Here is a 19,967-nt window from a genome sequence, read left to right as displayed (position 1 = left end):
GTACAGCCTCTTCTTAGTAAAAGGTTTTATGTGTGTTATTTGCCTAAAAGAAACGATTTTAAATCCTCATAAGTAGAAATCAAAGTAGCTTCCTTTTCTTTACCCATAACCGATTGAATCTGTTCTGGTAAAGGTTGTTCTTTTTTAATAACCTCTTCAACAACATCTAAAAACTTCGTTGGATGTGCTGTTTCTAAAAAGACACAATGTGCATTTGGGTTATTTTCTAAATGTGATTTACAGCCTAAATAGCCTACAGCACCATGTGGGTCTGCAACGTAGTTAAATTCATTGTAAATTTCCAACATGGCTTCTCTGGTTTCATCATCAGAAAAACTGTATGAAGACACATTATTTTTTAATTCCTTGAAGTTGTTTTTATAGATTTCTTGGATGCGAATAAAATTACTTGGCGCACCAACATCCATAGCGTTACTTATAGTTTGTACCGATGGTTTTGGTTCGTAAAGTTCAGACTGTAAATAACGTGTTACCACATTGTTTTCGTTATTTGAAGCTACAAAATGTTTGATTGGTAAACCTAATTTTTGAGCCATCATACCAGCACATACGTTTCCAAAATTTCCGCTAGGAACAGAAAATACAATATCATCGTATTTATTATGCAATTGCTTATAGGCAAACATAAAATAGAATAATTGCGGCAACCAACGCGCTACATTAATAGAGTTGGCAGAGGTTAATTGCATTTTGCTGGTTAAACTTTCGTCTAAAAAAGCTTCTTTAACCATGGCTTGACAATCATCAAAAGTACCGTTTACTTCTAAAGCTTTTATGTTTTGACCAAGTGTTGTTAATTGTTTTTCTTGAATATCACTAACTTTTCCACTTGGGTAAAGAATAACGACATTCACACCTTTTACACCTAAAAAACCATTAGCAACAGCACCTCCCGTATCACCTGAAGTCGCTACTAAAACAGTCACTTCGTTGGTGTTATCTTTATTGAAATATCCTAAACAGCGCGCCATAAAACGAGCTCCAACATCTTTAAATGCCATGGTTGGTCCGTGAAACAATTCTAAAGTAGAAATATTGTCATTTAATTTTACTACAGGAAAATCGAATGATAAGGTTTCCTCAACAATGGTTTTTAAAATAGCTTTTGGAATTTCAGGAGAAACAAATTGTTTAATCGCTTCAAAAGCAATTTCCGAATTTGATAAATTATCAATATTATCAAAGAAAGACTTTGGTAACGGTGTAATACTTTCAGGGAAATATAGTCCTTTATCTGGCGCTAAGCCTTTAATAACAGCGTTATCAAAAGTGGTGTTTGGTGCTTTTTTATTTAAACTGTAGTAGTTCATTGTTGTATTAATTTCAATTCTAAAATTTATTTTTTTCAGCTTTTTCGTCATGCTGAACTTGTTCAGCATCTCATAATATTAGAGTTTATTTAACTTGTGAGACCCTGAAACTAGTTCAGGGGTGACGAGTATATTGCGCTAAATCATCACTCTTTATTTAATCTTAACCCCTTCAGTATTAATCGGAGATACATGAATATCAAAATCAATATCTGTTTTCGAATAAATACTTTCCATGGCCTCTTTAACTTTATTAGCGGTTTCTAAACCTTTATTTAAGGTGAAAATAGATGGGCCTGATCCAGAAATCCCACAACCTAAAGCTCCAGTGTTTAAAACGGCAGTTTTCACTTCGTTAAAATGTGGGATCAACTGACTTCTATGCGGTTCTACAATCACATCATGTAACGAATCTTTAATTAATTCGTAATCTGAAGTATGTAAAGCATGTACCAAACTACCCACATTAGCCCATTGTGAAATAGCATCAGTTAAAGCAACTTCTTTTGGTAAAATCGCTCTAGATTCTGAGGTTTTAATTTCTATTTGCGGGTGTATAATAGTGGCATAGATATCTTCTGGCGAAGGAATTTCTAAAATCTTCAAAGGTTTTACGCTTTTAACAAGTGTAAATCCACCAAAAAGAGCGGGAGCGAGGTTATCGGCATGCTCACATTTACTAGCTAAAGCTTCGCCTTTAATAGCAAATGCTGTAAGTTGCGTTTTGTTAAACGGACGCCCAATAAGCTCGTTCATTCCAAAAACACTACCTACTGCGCTTGCAGCGCTACTACCAATACCACTTCCTGGTTTGATGTTTTTATAGATTTCAATTTCAAATCCGAAATCTACATCAATAGCCTCATACATGGCTAAAGCAGAAACGCCAGCGACATTTAGCTCAGCTTCGTAAGGCAAATCAAAACCTTCAATACGTGTAATATGAATGCCTTTTTTTTCAACCTTTCTAACAACCATGTCATCTCCAACGCTGTCCAGGCAAAAACCCAACACATCAAAACCGCAGGCCACATTAGCAACCGTTGCTGGTGAAAATATCTTTATTTCATTCATACTATCTACTAAATAATTTTCGGCAGCACTAGAGCAGTAACTAGAACTTCTTTCGTGTAACATTATTTTTATAGTTTTTTAAACCTAATAATTAATTATTACCAACTCTAATGATATCAGCAAATAACCCAGAAGCTGTAACATCGGCACCAGCTCCGGCACCTTTAATAATCATTGGTTGTTTTGGGTAACGTTGTGTGTAGAACATCACGATGTTATCGCTTCCTTCTAAGTTATAGAAAGGGTGTCCTTCAGGAATTTCCTGTAAGCTCACGCTCGCTTTACCATTGTCAAATGACGCCACATATTTTAACTGGCAATTGTTCGCTTTCGCGGAAGCGTATAAAGCCTGATAATGGTCTTCGTCTTTAATTAAAGTCTCGTAGAAATCTGCTACTGTATCGCTTTTTAATCCAGCTTCAGATAAGAACGATTTGTTCTCAATATCTTCCAAATTCATTTCAACACCGCTTTCTCTAGCAAGAATTAAAATCTTACGCGCTACATCAACACCACTTAAATCAATTCTTGGGTCAGGCTCTGTATAGCCCTCAGCACCAGCTTGTTTTACAACATCATAAAATTTAGTGGTATCGTTGAAGTTGTTAAATACAAAGTTTAAACTACCTGATAAAACGGCTTGAATCGAGTTCACTTTATCCCCTGAAGCTATTAAGTTATTTAGGGTATCAATAATTGGTAATCCTGCACCAACATTGGTTTCAAAAAGTAGAGGGGCGCTGTATTTTAACGATAATCGTTTCAGTAATTTATAATTTTCAAAATCACTAGAACAGGCAATCTTATTACAAGCCACAACACCAATACTTTCTCTTAAATACTGAGCGTATAAATCGGCTACATCTTTATTGGCTGTAACATCAACAAAAATGCTGTTGCGTAAGTTTAAGCTTTTTGTTTTTTCAAAGAAGCTTTGTAAAGTTGCTGGTTCAGCATCTTTTTCTAATTGCGCTTTCCAATTGGTTAAATCGATACCATCTTCTTTGAAAAGCATCTTTCTTGAATTGGATAAACCAATCACACGCATTTTAATTTTTAAATTCTCTTTTAAGAATTTCTTTTGTTGGTGGATTTGCTCAACCAAACGTTCACCAACATTTCCAACACCTGTAATGAATACATTAAGTTGTTTGGTATTGGTTTCAAAAAACTGTTCGTGTAAAGTGTTTAAAGCTTTCTTGATATCATTTTCAGCAATGACAGCTGTGATGTTTTTTTCTGAAGCCCCTTGAGCAATCGCTCTAACATTCACGTTGTTTTTTCCTAAGCTACTAAACATTTTACCGCTAATACCTTGGTGGTTTTTCATGTTGTCACCAACCAATGCGATAATCGATAAGCCTGTTTCAATTATGATAGGCTCAATTTTATTTAAGGCAATTTCGTTTTCAAATTCTTCATCAATGACAACTTTAGCATTTTCAGCATCTTTTTCTTCAATACCTAAGCAAATAGAATGCTCTGAAGAGGCTTGCGTAATCATGATGATATTAATTTTCTCTTGCGATAAAGTTTCAAATAAACGCTTTGAGAACCCTGGAATACCAACCATGCCACTGCCTTCTAAAGTGAGTAGGGCAATGTTACTGATGTTGCTAATTCCTTTTACAGGTGCAACAGAATTAGTTTTATCATTAGAAATTATGGTTCCTTCAGCTTCTGGTTCTAAGGTATTTTTAATATGAATAGGAATGCCCAAGTTTAAAACCGGCTGTACTGTTGGTGGATATAAAACTTTAGCACCAAAATGCGATAATTCCATAGCCTCTTGGTATGAGATTTTATCGATAGGGTAGGCCTGTTTCACTAATTTTGGGTTAGTTGTGTACATTCCACTAACGTCTGTCCAAATTTCTAATTGTGAAACTTTCAATGCCGCAGCAATAATTGCCGCAGTAAAATCTGAACCACCACGACCTAAAGTAGTCTGTTCCCCAGCCTTAGATTTTGAAATAAAACCAGGAAGAATAGTAATGGTTTGCGGCGCAGATTTAAAGTAATCTTGGAAGTTTTTATCCGTGATATTGTAATCTACTTCAGCTTTTGTGAAATTTGAATTGGTAACAATAAGTTCTTGAGAATTCTTTCTTTCAGCTGAAAGCCCTCTGTTTTTAATCGTTTCAGCAATAATGAAAGAGGATAATAACTCACCATAACTTACCAGTTTATCTGATGTTTTTGGTGATAATTCGTTAATTAAGAAAATCCCCTCTAATAAGCTCTTTAAACTATCTAATTTCTCATCAGCATAGTTTAAAATCCCTTCGTTGTTTTCTGGATTTAGCGCCTTTATAATATCAAAGTGTCTGTCTTGAATGCCTTTAAAAGTTTCTAAGAAAGCTTGATCTTTGTTTTGTGCTTGTTTTCCAGCTAGAAGCAGTTTGTCTGTAATACCACCAACGGCAGAAACCACACAAATTACAGTATCTATTTTACCGTAATTTTCTAAAATGCTTATAACTTTATTTATGTTTTTTGCAGAACCTACTGAAGTTCCACCAAATTTTAAAACCTTCATTTTTTAATGAATTGATAATTAAAAATAATAATTGATTTGTTGCGATTTAAAAAATCACAAATGTTGACCGAAGAGTATGTAATTAGCAACCCCAAAGGGTTGTAGTATTTGTAGTTGTTCCAAAAGTAGACACCATTCCAATTGTTGAAAAGGAATTTATTGTGTTCATATTTTGGTTGAAATGATTCATTATAATTACATAGTACAGTTCAAAAGTATTATTTTTAAGCTTATAAAAAAACTTTAATAATCTTTTTACAGTATTCTTATATTGAATGGGCTTTCGTAAAAAAAAATCGACAAACCTTAATAAGTACTGAAAAATCCACAATAAAATTTAAGATGAAAATATTTTCAAAAGATCAAATTTACCTTGGTGATAAATTAACTTCCGGAAGACAGAAAATTAGTTCGGTAGAATTAATGGAACGCGCAGGATTACAAATTTTCAATTGGATGCATATGCGCATGCAGGGCGCTCCAGTGCCAATTCATATATTTTGTGGTATAGGAAATAATGGGGGTGATGGCCTGGTTTTAGCTCGTCATTTAATTTTACACGGTTATCATGTGAAGACCTATATTGTTGATTATAATAATAAGCGTAGTGGTGATTTCTTGGCACATTATGAGCGGCTTAAAGGTGTGACTAAGGAGTGGCCTGAACCCATTCATGATGCCGAAGATTTCCCAGAAATTGATGCCAAAGATATTATTGTTGATGCTATTTTTGGTATTGGCTTAAACCGTCCGGTGACCCAATGGGTTAAGGCATTGTTCATGCATTTTAGAAAAAGTCAGGCTTTCACTTTGTCAATTGATGTGCCTTCAGGGTTGTTTACCGATAAACCTGTCGAAAATGAAAACGACGTCGTTTGGGCTGGTTTTACTTTAAGTTTTGCATCGCCCAAATTGGTTTTCTTTTTGCCAGATACGGCAAAATTTACCGAGCAATGGGAGGTCTTAGATATAGGATTAGACCAAGAATTTTTACAAACTACTGAAACTGGTGCCGAGTTAATTACAAAAGTTGAAGTTTTACCCAATTTTATCCCTAGAGAAAAGTTTGCTCATAAAGGTGATTTCGGATACGCATTAATAATTGGAGGTAGTTACGGTAAAATAGGTGCCGTTACTTTAGCGGCTAGAGCGGCTCTAGGTTCAGGGGCTGGTTTGGTTACAGCATACATTCCTAAATGTGGTTATACAGTGCTTCAAACGGCATTTCCTGAGGCTATGGTGATTACTGATAGTCACGAGGAAAAAATAACCGATATTAATTTTGATATTAAGCCTAATGTGATTGGTGTCGGGGTAGGACTAGGAACTGATGAGGCTACTATAGCTGCTTTTGAAACTTTCTTGAAAACTAATAAGACCCCGTTAGTTATTGATGCTGATGGTTTAAATATCTTGTCCAAAAAGAAAAACTTATTAAAATATCTTCCAGAAAACTCAATTTTAACCCCGCATCCTAAGGAATTGGAACGTTTGATTGGTACATGGGAAAATGATTTTGAAAAGCTAGATAAAGTAAAAGCCTTTACTAAAAAACACCAAGTGATTTTAATTATTAAAGGGGCTTATAGTGTGACAGTTTTTAATGATAAACTTTACATTAATACTACGGGAAACCCAGGATTAGCTACAGCAGGCAGTGGTGATGTGTTAACAGGTGTTATTACGGGATTACTTGCTCAAGGGTATCATCCATCAGTTGCCGCGATTTTTGGGGTCTATTTGCACGGAACATCGGCTGATATCGCTGCAAATCAATTTGGATTTCAAAGTTTAAGAGCCAGTCATGTGATTGAATTTTTAGGTGATGCTTTTTTAGATTTGTTTAAAGAACCTGAACTAGCTGTAGTGGAAAAAAAGCCGGAAAATGAAGTAAATAAAAAAGAAGTTTAATCAGTCTAAGTTGAAATAATAATTTCAAAATTAGTCCTTAGTACTTTTGGGTATTTCTATAAGTGTTTTAGTATAAATTACTAGAGGGTTTGAGATTATCATCATGTAATTAAACTCCCAGAAAAATAAATTGTTAGGTCCATATGTGAACTCAACCAAGGCAAGGCCTATCCAATTTATTGTTAGTTCAATCAAAGTCTTAAATAAATAAAATTGCTTGATATAAAACACTTGAAATAATTGTTAGTTTAAGGTGTGAATTTCACAGTAAATTACTGTTAATTAACTTTTGTAATTAGGCTTAACGTTTTGTACTATCCCTGTAAAAAGAACACTTTCAATTGAATCTTTACATAAAAAAACTGAAATTCATTTTTATATTTTGTATTTTAAATGATTGATTGTCAGTAAACTGGTGTTTTAATTAGTAGAAACTAAATAATTTAGGTTATGGGTGAGAAAAAAAATGAGATGACACGGCGTAAGTTTGTTGAGCTAGGAGTTAAATGTATTGCTAGTGCTCCCTTAGTTTCTGGTTTACCTAATATTATGTTCGGCTCAACTAGCGTTAATTATTTAGAAGCTTCCAATTTTCATGGTGTATGTCCAAGAGACTGTCCTGATTCCTGTAGTTGGGAAGTAAAGGTACAAAATGGTAAAATTGTTTCTTTTGGTGGTGACAAGGAGAATCCCTTTACAGCAGGTAAGCTGTGTGTTAAGATGGAAACCTTTCCTGAAGATATTACTTATCACCCCGATAGGTTGCTCACCCCGATGAAGCGAGTAGGTGAAAAAGGAGAAGGGAAATTTGAACCTATTAGTTGGAAACAGGCCATCAGTGAAGTGGGAGTTCAACTCAAAGAAACGATTGCCAAGCACGGCAGTGAATCAGTCCTTTCTCATGGATATATGGGCACACAAAGTATCGTGCAAAAAACCGTAATGAGTAGCCGCTTTTTTGCCAGAATGGAAGCTTCTAATATTGCCCATACGATTTGTGGAGGTGCTGTGATTCCCGCCAACTTTGAAGTAAACGGTACTGTGCTGGGAGTGCTTCCGGAAGATATGGTTTATAGTAGATATATAATCCTGTGGGGTACAAATACTAAAAATTCAAATGTGCATCAATGGCCTTTCGTTTTAAAAGCAAGGGAAGCTGGAGCGAAAATTATTGTGATAGATCCTTTTGTTTCGGCTACAGCCAAAGAAGCCGACTGGCACATACAGCCATTACCTGGTACAGATGTCGCATTGGCTTTGGGAATGATGCATGTGATAATTCATGAAGGTCTGGTAGATCAAGATTATATTGATAATTACACCTCGGGGTATAAAGAATTAGAAGAACATGTCAAACTCTACGATCCTAAAAGCGTTTCAGGTATAACAAGTTTGCTGGAAGAGGATATTATTCAATTGGCCCATGAGTATGCCAAAGGCGACCCTTCATTGATCCGTATTCTTGTGGGGATTGAACACAATTACAATGGAGGAGACGCTACCAGAGCAGTGGCAATTTTACCATCGTTAACTGGAGCGTGGCGTAAACAGGGTGGAGGTTTGATGCATTTGACTTTTGAGATAAGTGGTCAGGCTCTCAATTGGGAAAGGTTAAACTATCATCGTCAAATGCCAACACAACCAAAGCGTAAACTCAATATGGTTCAGATTGGACAACTGCTCAATAACCCCGACCTTAATCCCAAAATAAAATCGGTGTTTATTTATAATTCAAATCCGATGGTTACAACACCCAATGCAAACCTGACAAAAAAAGGACTTGAGCGCGAGGACTTACTGACGGTGGTATTAGAGCATTTCATGACCGAGACTGCAAAGTATGCAGACTATTTATTCCCTGCTACAACACAGCTTGAGCATTGGGATATTGGGGATTCTTGGGGACAAGTGTATGTCAACATTAATCAACCAGCAATTGCACCGCGGGGTGATGCTAAGCCTAATAGCGAATTCTTCCGTTTGATGGCACAGGAAATGGGTTATACCGAGGCGTGCTTCAAAGAAACCGACAAGGATATTGTAAAATCAGCTTTTGATACTGACCATCCCTATTTAGAGGGAGTTGATTTTGAGTATATGCAAAAAAATGGTTGGGTTCGTTATAAGATTCCTGAACCATTTTTACCTCATGCAAAAGGTAACTTTGGAACAGCTAGTGGCAAATGCGAATTTATTAGTCCAAGTAGCGGTCTTCCAGCTTACAAGAAGGTGGTCTACACGGAAGGAGATAAGAACGATTATCCACTGCAGCTATTGACAATTAAGAATACGAAAGGATTTCATAACTCCTCGCTCGCTAATGTCAAGCACCTCCAGGAAAAAGAAGGTCGTCTATGGCTTGACATACATCCGGTTGATGCAAAAATAAGAGACATCCAAAATGGAGATGAATTGATGGCATTCAATCAGCGTGGCAAAGTAATTCTAGAAGCTAAAGTAACGTTAAGCGTTCGTCCAGGTGTAGTATGCATGCCACATGGATTTTGGCCTTCATTGGTTAAAGGTGGCCAGGCATCCAACAACCTTACAGATGACTTATTGACGGACATAAAGAAATGGGGTGGAGGTGCGGCCCTTCAGGATTGTCGTGTTCAAGTAGCAAAGGTGTAAATTAAAGATGGAGTGATGGTAACCGTTTGTTATTTACAGAAGGAACCATTTTATTGCATAAAAAAAAAGCTGTTTTAAAGATGAAATATCACCTATAAAACAGCCTTTATAATTTATAAAAACTAGAAATTAACGTCTAATTATATATTCAATTCAGTTAATAATTCACCCAATTTAGGATCTGATGGTCTTGGTGCATTTGCATCTACAATATTTCCTTCGGTATCCAATAAAATGAATCTTGGAATGCCTTGAATTTGGTAATCTTTTACAAATTGAGATTTCCAATCGTTATCGGCTAAGATTTGAACACCTTGTAAATTTTCAGATTCAATCATTTTTCTCCATTTCTCACGATCTGAAACTTTATCAATAGAAAGGCTTACAAACTCAATGTTTTTATCGTGATAGCCTTTTTCTAATTCTTTTAAGAATGGTATTTCGCGTTTACATGGTCCGCACCATGTAGCCCAAACATCAATATAAACAAACTTACCTTTTAAATCGTCTAAAGATGTTGTACCACCATTGTAGTTTTCATAATCTACAAATTTAGGTGAAGGTTTACCTTTAGCTATAGCCGTTAATTGATTGTATTTCTCCGTGATTTTAGTGTTGTTTTCTTCATTAGTAGAAGCTTCCATGTAATTTTTATAAAAAGCCTCAATATCTTTCGAGCGTCCAATGGTTTGGTTGGCTACATCAAATAAAAACGTGTTTTTAATTTCTTCCGAAGGAATAGATCGAGCTACCTGGAAAAAAGCCTCATCTTGTGATAAGCTATCATTTGTTACCAATTTATTGATTTTTAAAGCATAGTGGTCGGCAACAATTTTCTTATAACTTTTAGATGCTTTATAGTCTGCGTCATTAGCATAGTCAAATCCTTCAAAATCATTTAAGAAATCTTCAGAAACTTTAAAATTTGTGTCTTTAGTAAAGTAGCCATGAGCTCTTTCGTAAATGTTTAAACTCGCTAAATAAGCGTATTGTAATTCATTTTCTTCTTTTGTTATAAAGCTTTTAGAAACACCTTTTGTTTTATGTAGTAAAACTGATATAGAATCTTTTATAGCTAATTGTTTGTCTTTGTATTCTTGTTCAGATAAATTATACAAGCTAGCATTATCACCTGCTATTTCACGTGTTTTGTTAATCTTTTCAATTAAATAATTGTTTTCAGGAGCGCCTTCACCTGTAATAGCTAAAGAGTTTTGAAAATCTTTAGTGTCATAATTGATATTAATATTATAACCTGGTTCAAGGTAAAGGAAAACAGGGTTTTTAGTGTCATATAATATGTAAGAACCAGCTTCAACAGTTAAAGTGTCTGAGAAAGTGCCGTCAGCTGCGACATTAAATAGCTCTTTAAAAGAGCGATCTTGAGTATTAAGAGAAAGTTCGGTGGGTAATTTATTGGTGATTTTACCTGAAATTACAACATAATTCGGTTTTTTTTCGGTGTTACAGCTAAAGGCAGTGATAGCTAAAGCTAAAAGTAGTAGTTTTTTCATGTTTTATTTTGGATTTTTCCAAATGTAATAATTTGAGCTAGTCTCTATAGTATTTTAGAGTTTTATTAACATTTGGAGGTTTTTAGGTAACAAAAAAACTGCCTGAAAAGTATTTAATTTCGTCATTCTGAATTGATTTCAGAATAACAGAAAACTTACTTTTCAGACAGCCTCTTTAACTTTTTAATTAAGCGTTTTATTATTTGATAACAACGCGCTTATTAATTGTTTTAGCTTGTCCCGTAAATTGGAATATATATAAACCCGCTTTTAGGTTAGAAACATCAATTGAATTTCCCTGAACAGCATTTGTCGCCACTCTTTTTCCTATTAAATTATAAATAGTAAGGGTGTCAAAATCGCTGGAGTTCTTAATATTTATTGTGGTGCTTGCAGGGTTAGGGTATAATGAAAACACTTCTTGACTGGAAACTTCATTGGTGCTTAAAGTTGAGCAATCAGCATTATCACCATAAATTCTAATTTCAGCAATACTGGTCCAACCAGAACCCGCACTATTACCATTTCCTGTGATTTTCACATAACGCCCTTTGTTTCCTGTTAAATCAAAAAGTTGTTCATCATCAACGGTAAGCCCTGAGGATGCACTGTCTTGGCCTAAAATAACATTAGTAAAGGTTGTCCCATCTTCAGATACTGACACATCAAAATTAGTGGTTCTCTCATTTGCTTTTAAGAAATAAAGTCCGAGTTCTGTTAAATCACGAGTACATTCTAAATCTAATGTAATTGAAACTTCTGGTTCAGTACTTGCATTTCCTGTCCAGTAGTATCCGCTACTAACTACGCCGTCATAGGCGTAATGCGGACTAACGTAATCTTTGTCAGTGCCTACTTCAGTACCTAAAGCTGTAGCATGAACAATGTTAATTTCATCAGCTCTTGGGGTTGTCGTACCTGGAGCAGGTGGATCAACACCACCAACACCACCACCATCAACATCGGTGCCATGTCTTACACTAAAATCATATACAATAACTTCACCATAGTTAGGTGCGTTATAATCATAAGTTACTCCGTCATCTTCAGCTTCTTGAACCTCTCTTCCTAAATTAGATTGTGTGTAATTACCAACTTTAAAGTACGACTGATCATAGGTTATATCCATAACGTAATTTCTTTCAGGGATGGTATTGCCATCATCGTCTTTATCTGTCTTTATAAGATATTGTGAAGCCGTTCCAGCTTCATAAGCAGCTAATAATCCACCAGCTTCAGAGTAGTAGCAATAGTGTTTTCCGTCAATCACTTCAAAAATCACTTCATGCTTTGTTCCTAATTGGTAATCTGTTTTAATGGTAACCTCTTCTCTTAATTTTCCACCGTTAAAAGATAAGAATAAGTGTTTGCCTTCTAATCGCAATACCATGGCATCATCAATTCCAGCATCTTTATCACCATGAATTTGAGTGGCTACTAAGTGATTTTTGTAAGTTGGTAAATGTGTAATAGCTTGTTCAACGTAAATCACATGCCTTCCAGCTGTTGTCCAATACACATCTAAACTACCATCAGGTAATCTTTCACGTAGTTCTGAGCGGATGTAGTTAGAATTAGCTGTCGAGCCATTAGAGTTGTCAATCTCTACTTTAAAAACGATAGCATCATCAGTATCGTTTACGTAGAAATAAGATTGATTGTCGTATTCACAAAGAGGTTTTTGTTCAGAGCCATCTGGTTTAGTGATTTTCCATTGGCTACAGTTTCTCATTAAATCTGCTGGGATTTGTGTTGCTGACACTTGAGCATTTACTTGGGAAATTGCCAAAGTAAACATCAAACATAATAACATACGAATGCTATTGTTTTGTAAGTTTTGTTTCATTTTTGTTAGATTAAGGTCGTTTTATTTAGTTGTAACTGGTTTACCTAATTGGTTGACCAATTATACGCTTGCGAATTTATACAAATCAACTTACATTCCCAAACGTAAATTTGGAATAAAGAGGCATAAAATCGGATAAAACACCTTTTTTGTAGGAATTATATTCTAAGGTGGATTGGTTTTGTAATCTTTAACTTATTATAATGATTGAAGTCTATTCTAGACTATATAGAAGCTTGATTTAATTAGATGTCTTCATTTTCAACAACAATTTAGAGGTCTCGAATCTATTTCTGACTAATCAAGGCGATTATTAAATGATTTAAATTAAGGCCGTTAACTTGTTATAATCTACTGTTTTAGGAATAATGTCTAAAGCAAACAATTGTTTTTGAACTTCAATCACCGTAGCTTCATCAGTTAATTGCTGTGACGACTCGGTAAGTTTTAGCCAGTCTTGAACATCTTCAATCTTTTGATTATACTGGTGCGCAATGGTTTTATCGATACTCGGAATATCTTTAAACTCTGAAGTCGTATTGTTAATAATATTAAGAATGCTTTTTATTGTTGAGCTGTTACTAGAAATAAAATCTTCACGGGCAGCAATCACGAAACAAGGCCAGGGGGAAGGGCAGTCACCAATATGTCTAAAGACCTTTTGATCAACCAGTGGTTTTGTCATAAATTTTTCCCATAAAAAATAATCGGCATCACCTTCAGTTAAACCTTTTACAGCGCCATTTAAATCATTAATAATTTCAAAATTTAAATCGGTTTTTAAATCCCAATTATGATTTTTAGCATGAACATAAGCCATTAAATGTGACCCTGATCCATAACGACTAATCGCGGCTTTTGTACCTTTTAAATCTTCAGAAGTTTTATAATTGGAGTTTTGTGCAACGTGAACGCCCCAAATCAAGGGTGTTTGCACATAAGTTTGTATAATTTTACTTGGGTTACCTGCAATGATATCTTTAATAATGCCTTCAGTTAGAATAACAGCCATGTCAATTTCACCAGACCTTAGTGCTTTACACATGGCGCCTGTGCCTTCAGGATAATCTATCCAATTTAGGTTAATGCCTTGTTTTTCATATGCTCCTGAATCTATAGTTAAATGCCAAGCTAAATTAAAATGCTCAGGAACACCGCCAATATTTACTGTTTTCATATTTGTTTCGAGGGATAGTTTTAATTTGAAGCTTCTCGTTAAAGATAATAAAATATCAATTACTCTTTTTCCATTCAGTCTTGAGGATGCTATAAAAGTAGGTGCCATCGCTTTCACCGTATGATTGGATGTTATAATGCCTTAGTAATCCTTCTTTTACCGCACCTAATTTTTCAACAGCTTTTTGAGATTTTATATTACGAATATCTATTTTAAATTCTACTCTTCTTAAGTTTAAAGTATCAAAACAATAGTCAAGTAAAAGCGCCTTACAGATGGCATTTATGCCTGTTCCTTGAAATTTTTCGCCAATCCATGTCCATCCAATTTCTAATCTTTTACTAGAAAAACTAATGTTCCCAAACATGGTTAAACCTATTGGTTTGTTATTTTCTTTGTTAATAATGATTAAAGGATATAATTCTTTAGTTTTTTTAGCATTTAAACAGAAATCGAAATAGCCTTCCAAATCACTTCTGTTTTTTACACGAGCACCAAATTCACCTAGTGCCTTATTATAACTAATGGTTTCTATGCTGTCAATGTCTTGAATGGTGAGCGGACGAAGTAAAACGGTTTGATTCTCAAGAATCAATTCTAAAGCAAAAAAAGTATCTAAATTCATGTTTTTAATTTGAAGCTACCAACTTATTTAAAGTGTAAATAATAAGTTTTTCAATAGCGGCAGCAGGGTTTTTACTAAAGGTACCATTTGCTCTATTAGCAATTATCGCATTTAGAGAAAGAGCCTCATGACCAAGCAATTTCGATAATCCATATATGGCAGATGTTTCCATTTCAAAGTTTGAAATACAAATTCCATTATAGTTGAAATTGTCCATCTTGTCATTTAAATCAGGATCTTGAACAGCTAGACGTAATACACGTCCTTGCGGACCATAAAACCCGCCAGCAGTAGCGGTTAATCCCTTGTGAGTTAGTTCGCTTTCTAGTTTTTTTTCTAGAGTAGCACTTCCTTTAATGACGATTGGTTTGGCTTTGTTAGCACTCCAATTAGTGTGTTTTATAAAGGCTTCTTCGATATTTGGGTTTGAAATATTTCCTATTTGGTACGCTTGGAGCATCCCATTCATATCTAAGCCGTAAGTGCTTAATACAAAAGCATCAACAGGAATGTTTTTTTGAAGAGACCCTGAAGTTCCAATTCTTATAATATCTAGTGAAGTGATTTCTTTTTTAGATTGGCGTGTTTCAAAATCAATATTAACCAAGGCATCCAATTCATTTAAAACAATATCGATGTTATCGGGGCCAATACCTGTTGAAACCACTGAAATACCTTTCCCTTTATAAGTTCCTGTATGTGTTTTAAATTCGCGTTTTTGTGTTTCAAATTCAATGGTGTCAAAATGTTTAGAAATTTTCTCAACACGATCTTGGTCGCCCACTAAAATAACGGTATTTGCGATATGCTCGGGTTTTAAATTCAAATGGTAAATGCTACCATCGGGATTTAAAATGAGTTCAGAATCTTTAATCGTCATAGTGCACGGTTTTAATGAGTTTATTTGCCGATTTACTGAAGTAAAATGCCGCTTTCTTTACGCCTCCATAGGTCATGCCGTTTGCTATGTCGTCTGCAAAATTATGTTGGTTTTGAAGTACTAACAAGCCTTTGCGATTTAATTCAAGATGATCTTCTTTAATCGTGTAAAATACAGCCAACTCATCAATAATACGTTTTAATTGAAAATCGCCATAACCAAAATACCCTTGATAATTAAGAATATAGCCTAATAGATGGTTTTTAGAGGTGATTTTATAGGTGTTTAATATTTCAAGGATATTCTTTTCAATATCATTTAAGCCTGTAACAGCATCGGGAAAACGTTCTAAATGCGCTTTGAGGCAGTTACTTAAATAATCGAATGATGAACTTTTTACAATGAGTGGTTTAAGTAAATTATGATCAACACCACAGTAAATACTCCAAACATTTCTTGCCATTTCGAGGTCGTCAGCGTTAAGTAGAACTTTAGCTTCGTAATGTTGCATTAGTTGTTCTGAGCTTAATTCTCCTAGGCCTTTTAAGGTTTTACTCCCTTTTTCTCGTCCGCTACAAATTAAATATATAGGTAAATCAATTTTCTTTTGTTTGATTAAACTGATAACGGCCACCATATTGATGTGGCAAAATAAATCGTATTCAAACCATAGTATGATTTCAGAATAATCTTCGGTGTGGTTTAATTTATCTAATTCTGTATGAATAAGTTCGTTGTCCACTTCAACATCATAAAAATCCTTAAAATACTCACGTCTAATTTTTAAGAATTCTTCTGAAAAAACAGCTTCAATTGTAGGGCCTTCGCAAAGCATGGCTTGCCAAGTTAAAAAATCACCTTCAATTTTTAATTCTTCTAATAATGAGGTGAGTACAGAGCCGTTTGTAATATGGAGTGGGTGTTTTTTCATCGTTTAACCTCCCACACGCTTTACGTTAAAACCTTTTTCTTTTAGCATATCCATGATTTTATCACGGTAATCCCCTTGAATGATAATTTTATCATCTTTAAAACTACCACCAACACTAAGTTTGGTTTTAATTTCTTTGGCTAAGATTTTGAAATCTTCAGTAGCTCCCGTATAACCATCTAAAATCGTAATGGGTTTGCCTTTACGTTTTTCATATTTGCAGAGAATAGGGTCATCTTGCATCCAAATATTTGACGCCTCATTGGTGTCTTCCTGATTTTCCTCTACTTCATGATCAGGAAATAAGTTCTTTAATTGGTCTTGTAAGTCCATGTAATCGGCTTTGTTATTTTTTTATAAGTCCTAATTCAATTAAACGTTCGGTTAAAAATTCACCAGCAGTAATGTCTTCAAAGGCTTTTGGGTGGTCTTCATCAACGCAATTCTCTAAAACATCCAATTTCATGGCGCTAATTGGGTGCATGAAAAACGGAATAGAATAACGGGAAGATCCCCAAAGTTCTTTAGGCGGATTGATAACACGATGTATGGTTGATTTTAATTTGTTGTTAGTATGTCTAGAAAGCATATCACCAACGTTTATCATCAGTTCATCAGGTTCAGCAATGGCATCAATCCATTCGCCTTTATGGTTTTGAACTTGTAAACCACGACCTTGAGCACCCATTAAAAGAGTGATCAAATTAATGTCGCCATGAGCTGCAGCGCGTTCGGCAGCCTTTGGTTCTTCCTGAATAGGTGGGTAGTGAATAGGTCTTAAAATAGAATTCCCGTTTAAAATATATTGATCGAAATAAGTTTCGTCTAAATTCAAGTGAATAGCTAAAGCACGCAGTACGTATTGGGCTGTTTTTTCAAGCATTTTATAAGCTTCTTTTCCAACTTTATTGAATTCTGGAAGCTCATCAACAATCACGTTTTCTGGGTATTCTGCCTTTAGCGCGTCGTTGTCTTCAACATATTGTCCGAAATGCCAAAACTCCTTTAAATCGCCTTCTTTTTTGCCTTTTGCACTTTCTTTTCCGAAAGATACATAACCACGTTGACCAGCAATTTCAGGGATTTCATATTTCTGTTTGGTTTCAAGAGGAAGATCAAAGAAGTTTTTGATCTCTTTATATAGGTTTTCTACAAGATTTTCATCTAAAAAATGACCTTTTAAAGCCACAAAACCAATGTCTTCGTAAGCTTTACCAATAGCTGCTACAAAGTTTTCTTTTTTAGTAGCGTCATTAGAAATGAAATCAGATAAATCGACACTAGGTATCTTGTTCATGAGGTGTTTTTATTATGAATTAATAAAGATCATTTTCAGTTTATTTTAGTCATGCGAAAATGTCTCGTTAAAATAAGGTAATACACAAATGTACGAAAAACATTGAAAGATTTAGCAAGACATGATTTCCTTCGGAAGCCCTTATAGAATTACTTTTTATGGTATCTTTGATGGTCTTTTAAAAGTTGAAATTTCACAAAATACGTTAAGCATAACTGATGAATTATAATACTGAAAATCTAGATGATAAGCGTTTAGTGGCGCTTTACAAAAAGATGCTATTACCACGTTTAATTGAAGAGAAAATGCTGATTTTACTACGACAAGGTAAAATTAGTAAGTGGTTTTCGGGTATTGGACAAGAAGCCATTGCAGTAGGTGTGACTATGGCCTTAAATGACGATGAATATATTTTACCGATGCATCGGAATTTAGGCATTTTCACAACTAGAAATATTCCTTTAAATCGTTTGTTTTCACAATGGCAGGGGAAGGCTTCGGGTTTTACAAAAGGACGAGACCGTTCTTTTCATTTTGGATCTCAAGAACATAAAATTGTGGGTATGATTTCACATTTAGGTCCGCAATTGGGGGTTGCCGATGGTATTGCATTAGCGAGTAAATTGAAGCATAAAAACCAGGTTACAGCCGTGTTTACGGGAGAAGGTGGCACTAGTGAAGGTGATTTTCATGAAGCTTTAAATGTAGCTTCGGTATGGCAGTTACCCGTACTATTTTGCATTGAAAATAATGGCTACGGACTATCAACCCCAACAAAAGAACAATATAATTGCGAGCATTTAGCCGATAGAGCTGTGGGTTATGGTATGGAAGCTCACATTATTGATGGAAACAATATTATTGAAGTTTATACGAAAGTTCAAGAGCTTGCTGAAAGCATTCGGAATAACCCGAGACCTGTTTTAATAGAATTCAAAACCTTTAGAATGCGTGGTCATGAAGAATCTAGCGGAACAGATTATGTGCCCAAAGCGCTTTTTGAAACCTGGGAAACTAAAGATCCTATTGCGAATTTTGAGCAATTTTTGTTAACTGAAAATATTTTATCTGCCGATAATATTGAGGAAATAAAAATAAAATACACTAAGAATATAAACGATAATTTAGAGCTTTCATTTAACGAATCTAAAATAGAATCAAGTGAAATTAAAGAATTGAATGATGTTTTTAACATTATTGAAAATGAAATAATTACACATTCTTCGGAAGAAAAAGAATTTCGATTTATTGATGCGATATCAGAAGGTTTAAAACAATGTATGGAACGCCATGATGATTTGATTATCATGGGACAAGACATCGCAGAATACGGTGGGGTTTTTAAAATTACCGAAGGTTTTTTAGAACAGTTTGGAAAGGAACGTATAAGAAATACACCCATTTGTGAATCGGCTATTATTGAAGTTGCTATGGGATTGTCTATAGCCGGAATGAAGAGTGTTGTGGAAATGCAGTTTGCAGATTTTATCTCTTCTGGATTTAATCCTGTCGTGAATTTATTAGCGAAATCGTATTACCGCTGGGGGCAACAGGCTGATGTAGTTATCAGAATGCCATGCGGTGGTGGTGTGGGTGCAGGACCTTTTCATTCGCAAACCAATGAAGCTTGGTTTACTAAAACCCCTGGGTTAAAAGTAGTTTACCCCGCTTTTCCTTATGATGCTAAAGGTTTATTAGCTTCCGCGGTGAATGACCCAAACCCTGTTTTGTTTTTTGAACATAAAGGATTGTACCGAAGTATTCGTGAGGACGTTCCAACTGATTATTACACCCTTCCGTTAGGAAAAGCTTCTGTATTAAAAGATGGCACAGAAATCACTGTCATTAGCTACGGTATGGGTTTGCACTGGGTTTTAGAAACTTTAAAGCAGTATCCTGAAATTTCAGTAGATGTTATCGATTTAAGAACCCTTCAGCCTTTAGATACTGAAACGATGTTTAATTCGGTTAAAAAGACCGGGAAAGCTATTATTTTACAGGAAGATTCACTTTTTGGTAGCCTGTCAAGTGAGATTTCAGCATTAATTATGGAAAACTGTTTTGAATATTTGGATGCGCCCGTAAAACGTGTGGGAAGTTTGGATACGCCTATTCCGTTTGCTAAAGCATTAGAAGACCAATATTTAGGTGAATCTCGGTTTGAAGCCGCTTTAAAAAGCTTGTTAGCGTATTAATTTCTTATATTAAAGG

The 19,967-nt window shown here is 35.0% G+C and carries 14 protein-coding genes; 3 read left to right on the top strand and 11 right to left on the bottom strand.

The window, feature by feature from the left end:
- Window positions 1–35: 35 nt before the first annotated feature.
- From thrC to thrA, 3 genes are all read right to left on the bottom strand, one after another.
- Entirely contained in the window at window positions 36–1,331 is a 1,296-nt protein-coding gene (thrC, locus tag F6U93_RS01320) for a threonine synthase (protein ID WP_150936164.1), read from the bottom strand.
- A 153-nt stretch (window positions 1,332–1,484) separates the two neighbouring features.
- Window positions 1,485–2,405: a homoserine kinase gene (locus F6U93_RS01315; protein ID WP_150936162.1), complete on the bottom strand. Its 921-nt coding sequence runs from the start codon at window positions 2,403–2,405 to the stop codon at window positions 1,485–1,487.
- A gap of 91 nt (window positions 2,406–2,496) precedes the next feature.
- Window positions 2,497–4,944: a bifunctional aspartate kinase/homoserine dehydrogenase I gene (gene thrA / locus F6U93_RS01310; protein ID WP_150936078.1), complete on the bottom strand. Its 2,448-nt coding sequence runs from the start codon at window positions 4,942–4,944 to the stop codon at window positions 2,497–2,499.
- A gap of 342 nt (window positions 4,945–5,286) precedes the next feature.
- On the opposite strand from thrA, the gene F6U93_RS01305 reads away from it, so the two are divergent.
- Window positions 5,287–6,855 carry an NAD(P)H-hydrate dehydratase gene (locus F6U93_RS01305; RefSeq protein WP_150936076.1) on the top strand — a complete coding sequence of 523 codons (1,569 nt, stop codon included), beginning with the start codon at window positions 5,287–5,289 and terminating at the stop codon, window positions 6,853–6,855.
- Between the two features lie 450 nt (window positions 6,856–7,305).
- Window positions 7,306–9,486 carry a molybdopterin-containing oxidoreductase family protein gene (locus tag F6U93_RS01300; RefSeq protein WP_150936074.1) on the top strand — a complete coding sequence of 727 codons (2,181 nt, stop codon included), beginning with the start codon at window positions 7,306–7,308 and terminating at the stop codon, window positions 9,484–9,486.
- A gap of 140 nt (window positions 9,487–9,626) precedes the next feature.
- On the opposite strand, the gene F6U93_RS01295 is transcribed toward F6U93_RS01300, so the two are convergent.
- From F6U93_RS01295 to F6U93_RS01260, 8 genes are all read right to left on the bottom strand, one after another.
- Window positions 9,627–11,000, bottom strand: coding sequence for a TlpA family protein disulfide reductase (locus F6U93_RS01295; RefSeq protein ID WP_150936072.1), 1,374 nt, complete (start codon window positions 10,998–11,000; stop codon window positions 9,627–9,629).
- A 199-nt stretch (window positions 11,001–11,199) separates the two neighbouring features.
- Window positions 11,200–12,846, bottom strand: a complete 1,647-nt coding sequence (locus tag F6U93_RS14955; RefSeq protein WP_150936070.1) for a polysaccharide lyase family 7 protein — start codon at window positions 12,844–12,846, stop codon at window positions 11,200–11,202.
- 322 nt (window positions 12,847–13,168) lie between these two features.
- Window positions 13,169–14,023 carry a substrate-binding domain-containing protein gene (locus tag F6U93_RS01285; protein ID WP_150936068.1) on the bottom strand — a complete coding sequence of 285 codons (855 nt, stop codon included), beginning with the start codon at window positions 14,021–14,023 and terminating at the stop codon, window positions 13,169–13,171.
- Between the two features lie 55 nt (window positions 14,024–14,078).
- The gene (locus tag F6U93_RS01280; protein ID WP_150936066.1) at window positions 14,079–14,648 is read right to left on the bottom strand and encodes a GNAT family N-acetyltransferase; all 570 of its coding nucleotides are present in this window, start codon (window positions 14,646–14,648) and stop codon (window positions 14,079–14,081) included.
- A gap of 4 nt (window positions 14,649–14,652) precedes the next feature.
- Entirely contained in the window at window positions 14,653–15,528 is an 876-nt protein-coding gene (locus tag F6U93_RS01275) for a nucleoside phosphorylase (RefSeq protein ID WP_150936064.1), read from the bottom strand.
- A complete protein-coding gene (locus F6U93_RS01270) occupies window positions 15,518–16,459 on the bottom strand; it encodes a DUF1835 domain-containing protein (protein WP_150936062.1) in 942 nt (313 codons plus the stop codon). The genes F6U93_RS01275 and F6U93_RS01270 overlap by 11 nt, the downstream gene beginning before the upstream one ends.
- 3 nt (window positions 16,460–16,462) lie before the next feature.
- Window positions 16,463–16,792 carry a translation initiation factor gene (locus F6U93_RS01265; protein ID WP_150936060.1) on the bottom strand — a complete coding sequence of 110 codons (330 nt, stop codon included), beginning with the start codon at window positions 16,790–16,792 and terminating at the stop codon, window positions 16,463–16,465.
- A gap of 13 nt (window positions 16,793–16,805) precedes the next feature.
- A complete protein-coding gene (locus tag F6U93_RS01260; RefSeq protein WP_150936058.1) occupies window positions 16,806–17,756 on the bottom strand; it encodes an isopenicillin N synthase family dioxygenase in 951 nt (316 codons plus the stop codon).
- 218 nt (window positions 17,757–17,974) lie between these two features.
- Between F6U93_RS01260 and F6U93_RS01255 the strand changes: the two genes are divergently transcribed.
- Window positions 17,975–19,951 carry an alpha-ketoacid dehydrogenase subunit alpha/beta gene (locus F6U93_RS01255; RefSeq protein ID WP_150936056.1) on the top strand — a complete coding sequence of 659 codons (1,977 nt, stop codon included), beginning with the start codon at window positions 17,975–17,977 and terminating at the stop codon, window positions 19,949–19,951.
- The last annotated feature ends 16 nt before the right edge of the window (window positions 19,952–19,967 follow it).

Source organism: Pseudotamlana haliotis, assembly GCF_008806375.1.
Lineage (GTDB): Bacteria > Bacteroidota > Bacteroidia > Flavobacteriales > Flavobacteriaceae > Pseudotamlana > Pseudotamlana haliotis.
This window is presented reverse-complemented; position numbering and strand designations above follow the sequence as displayed.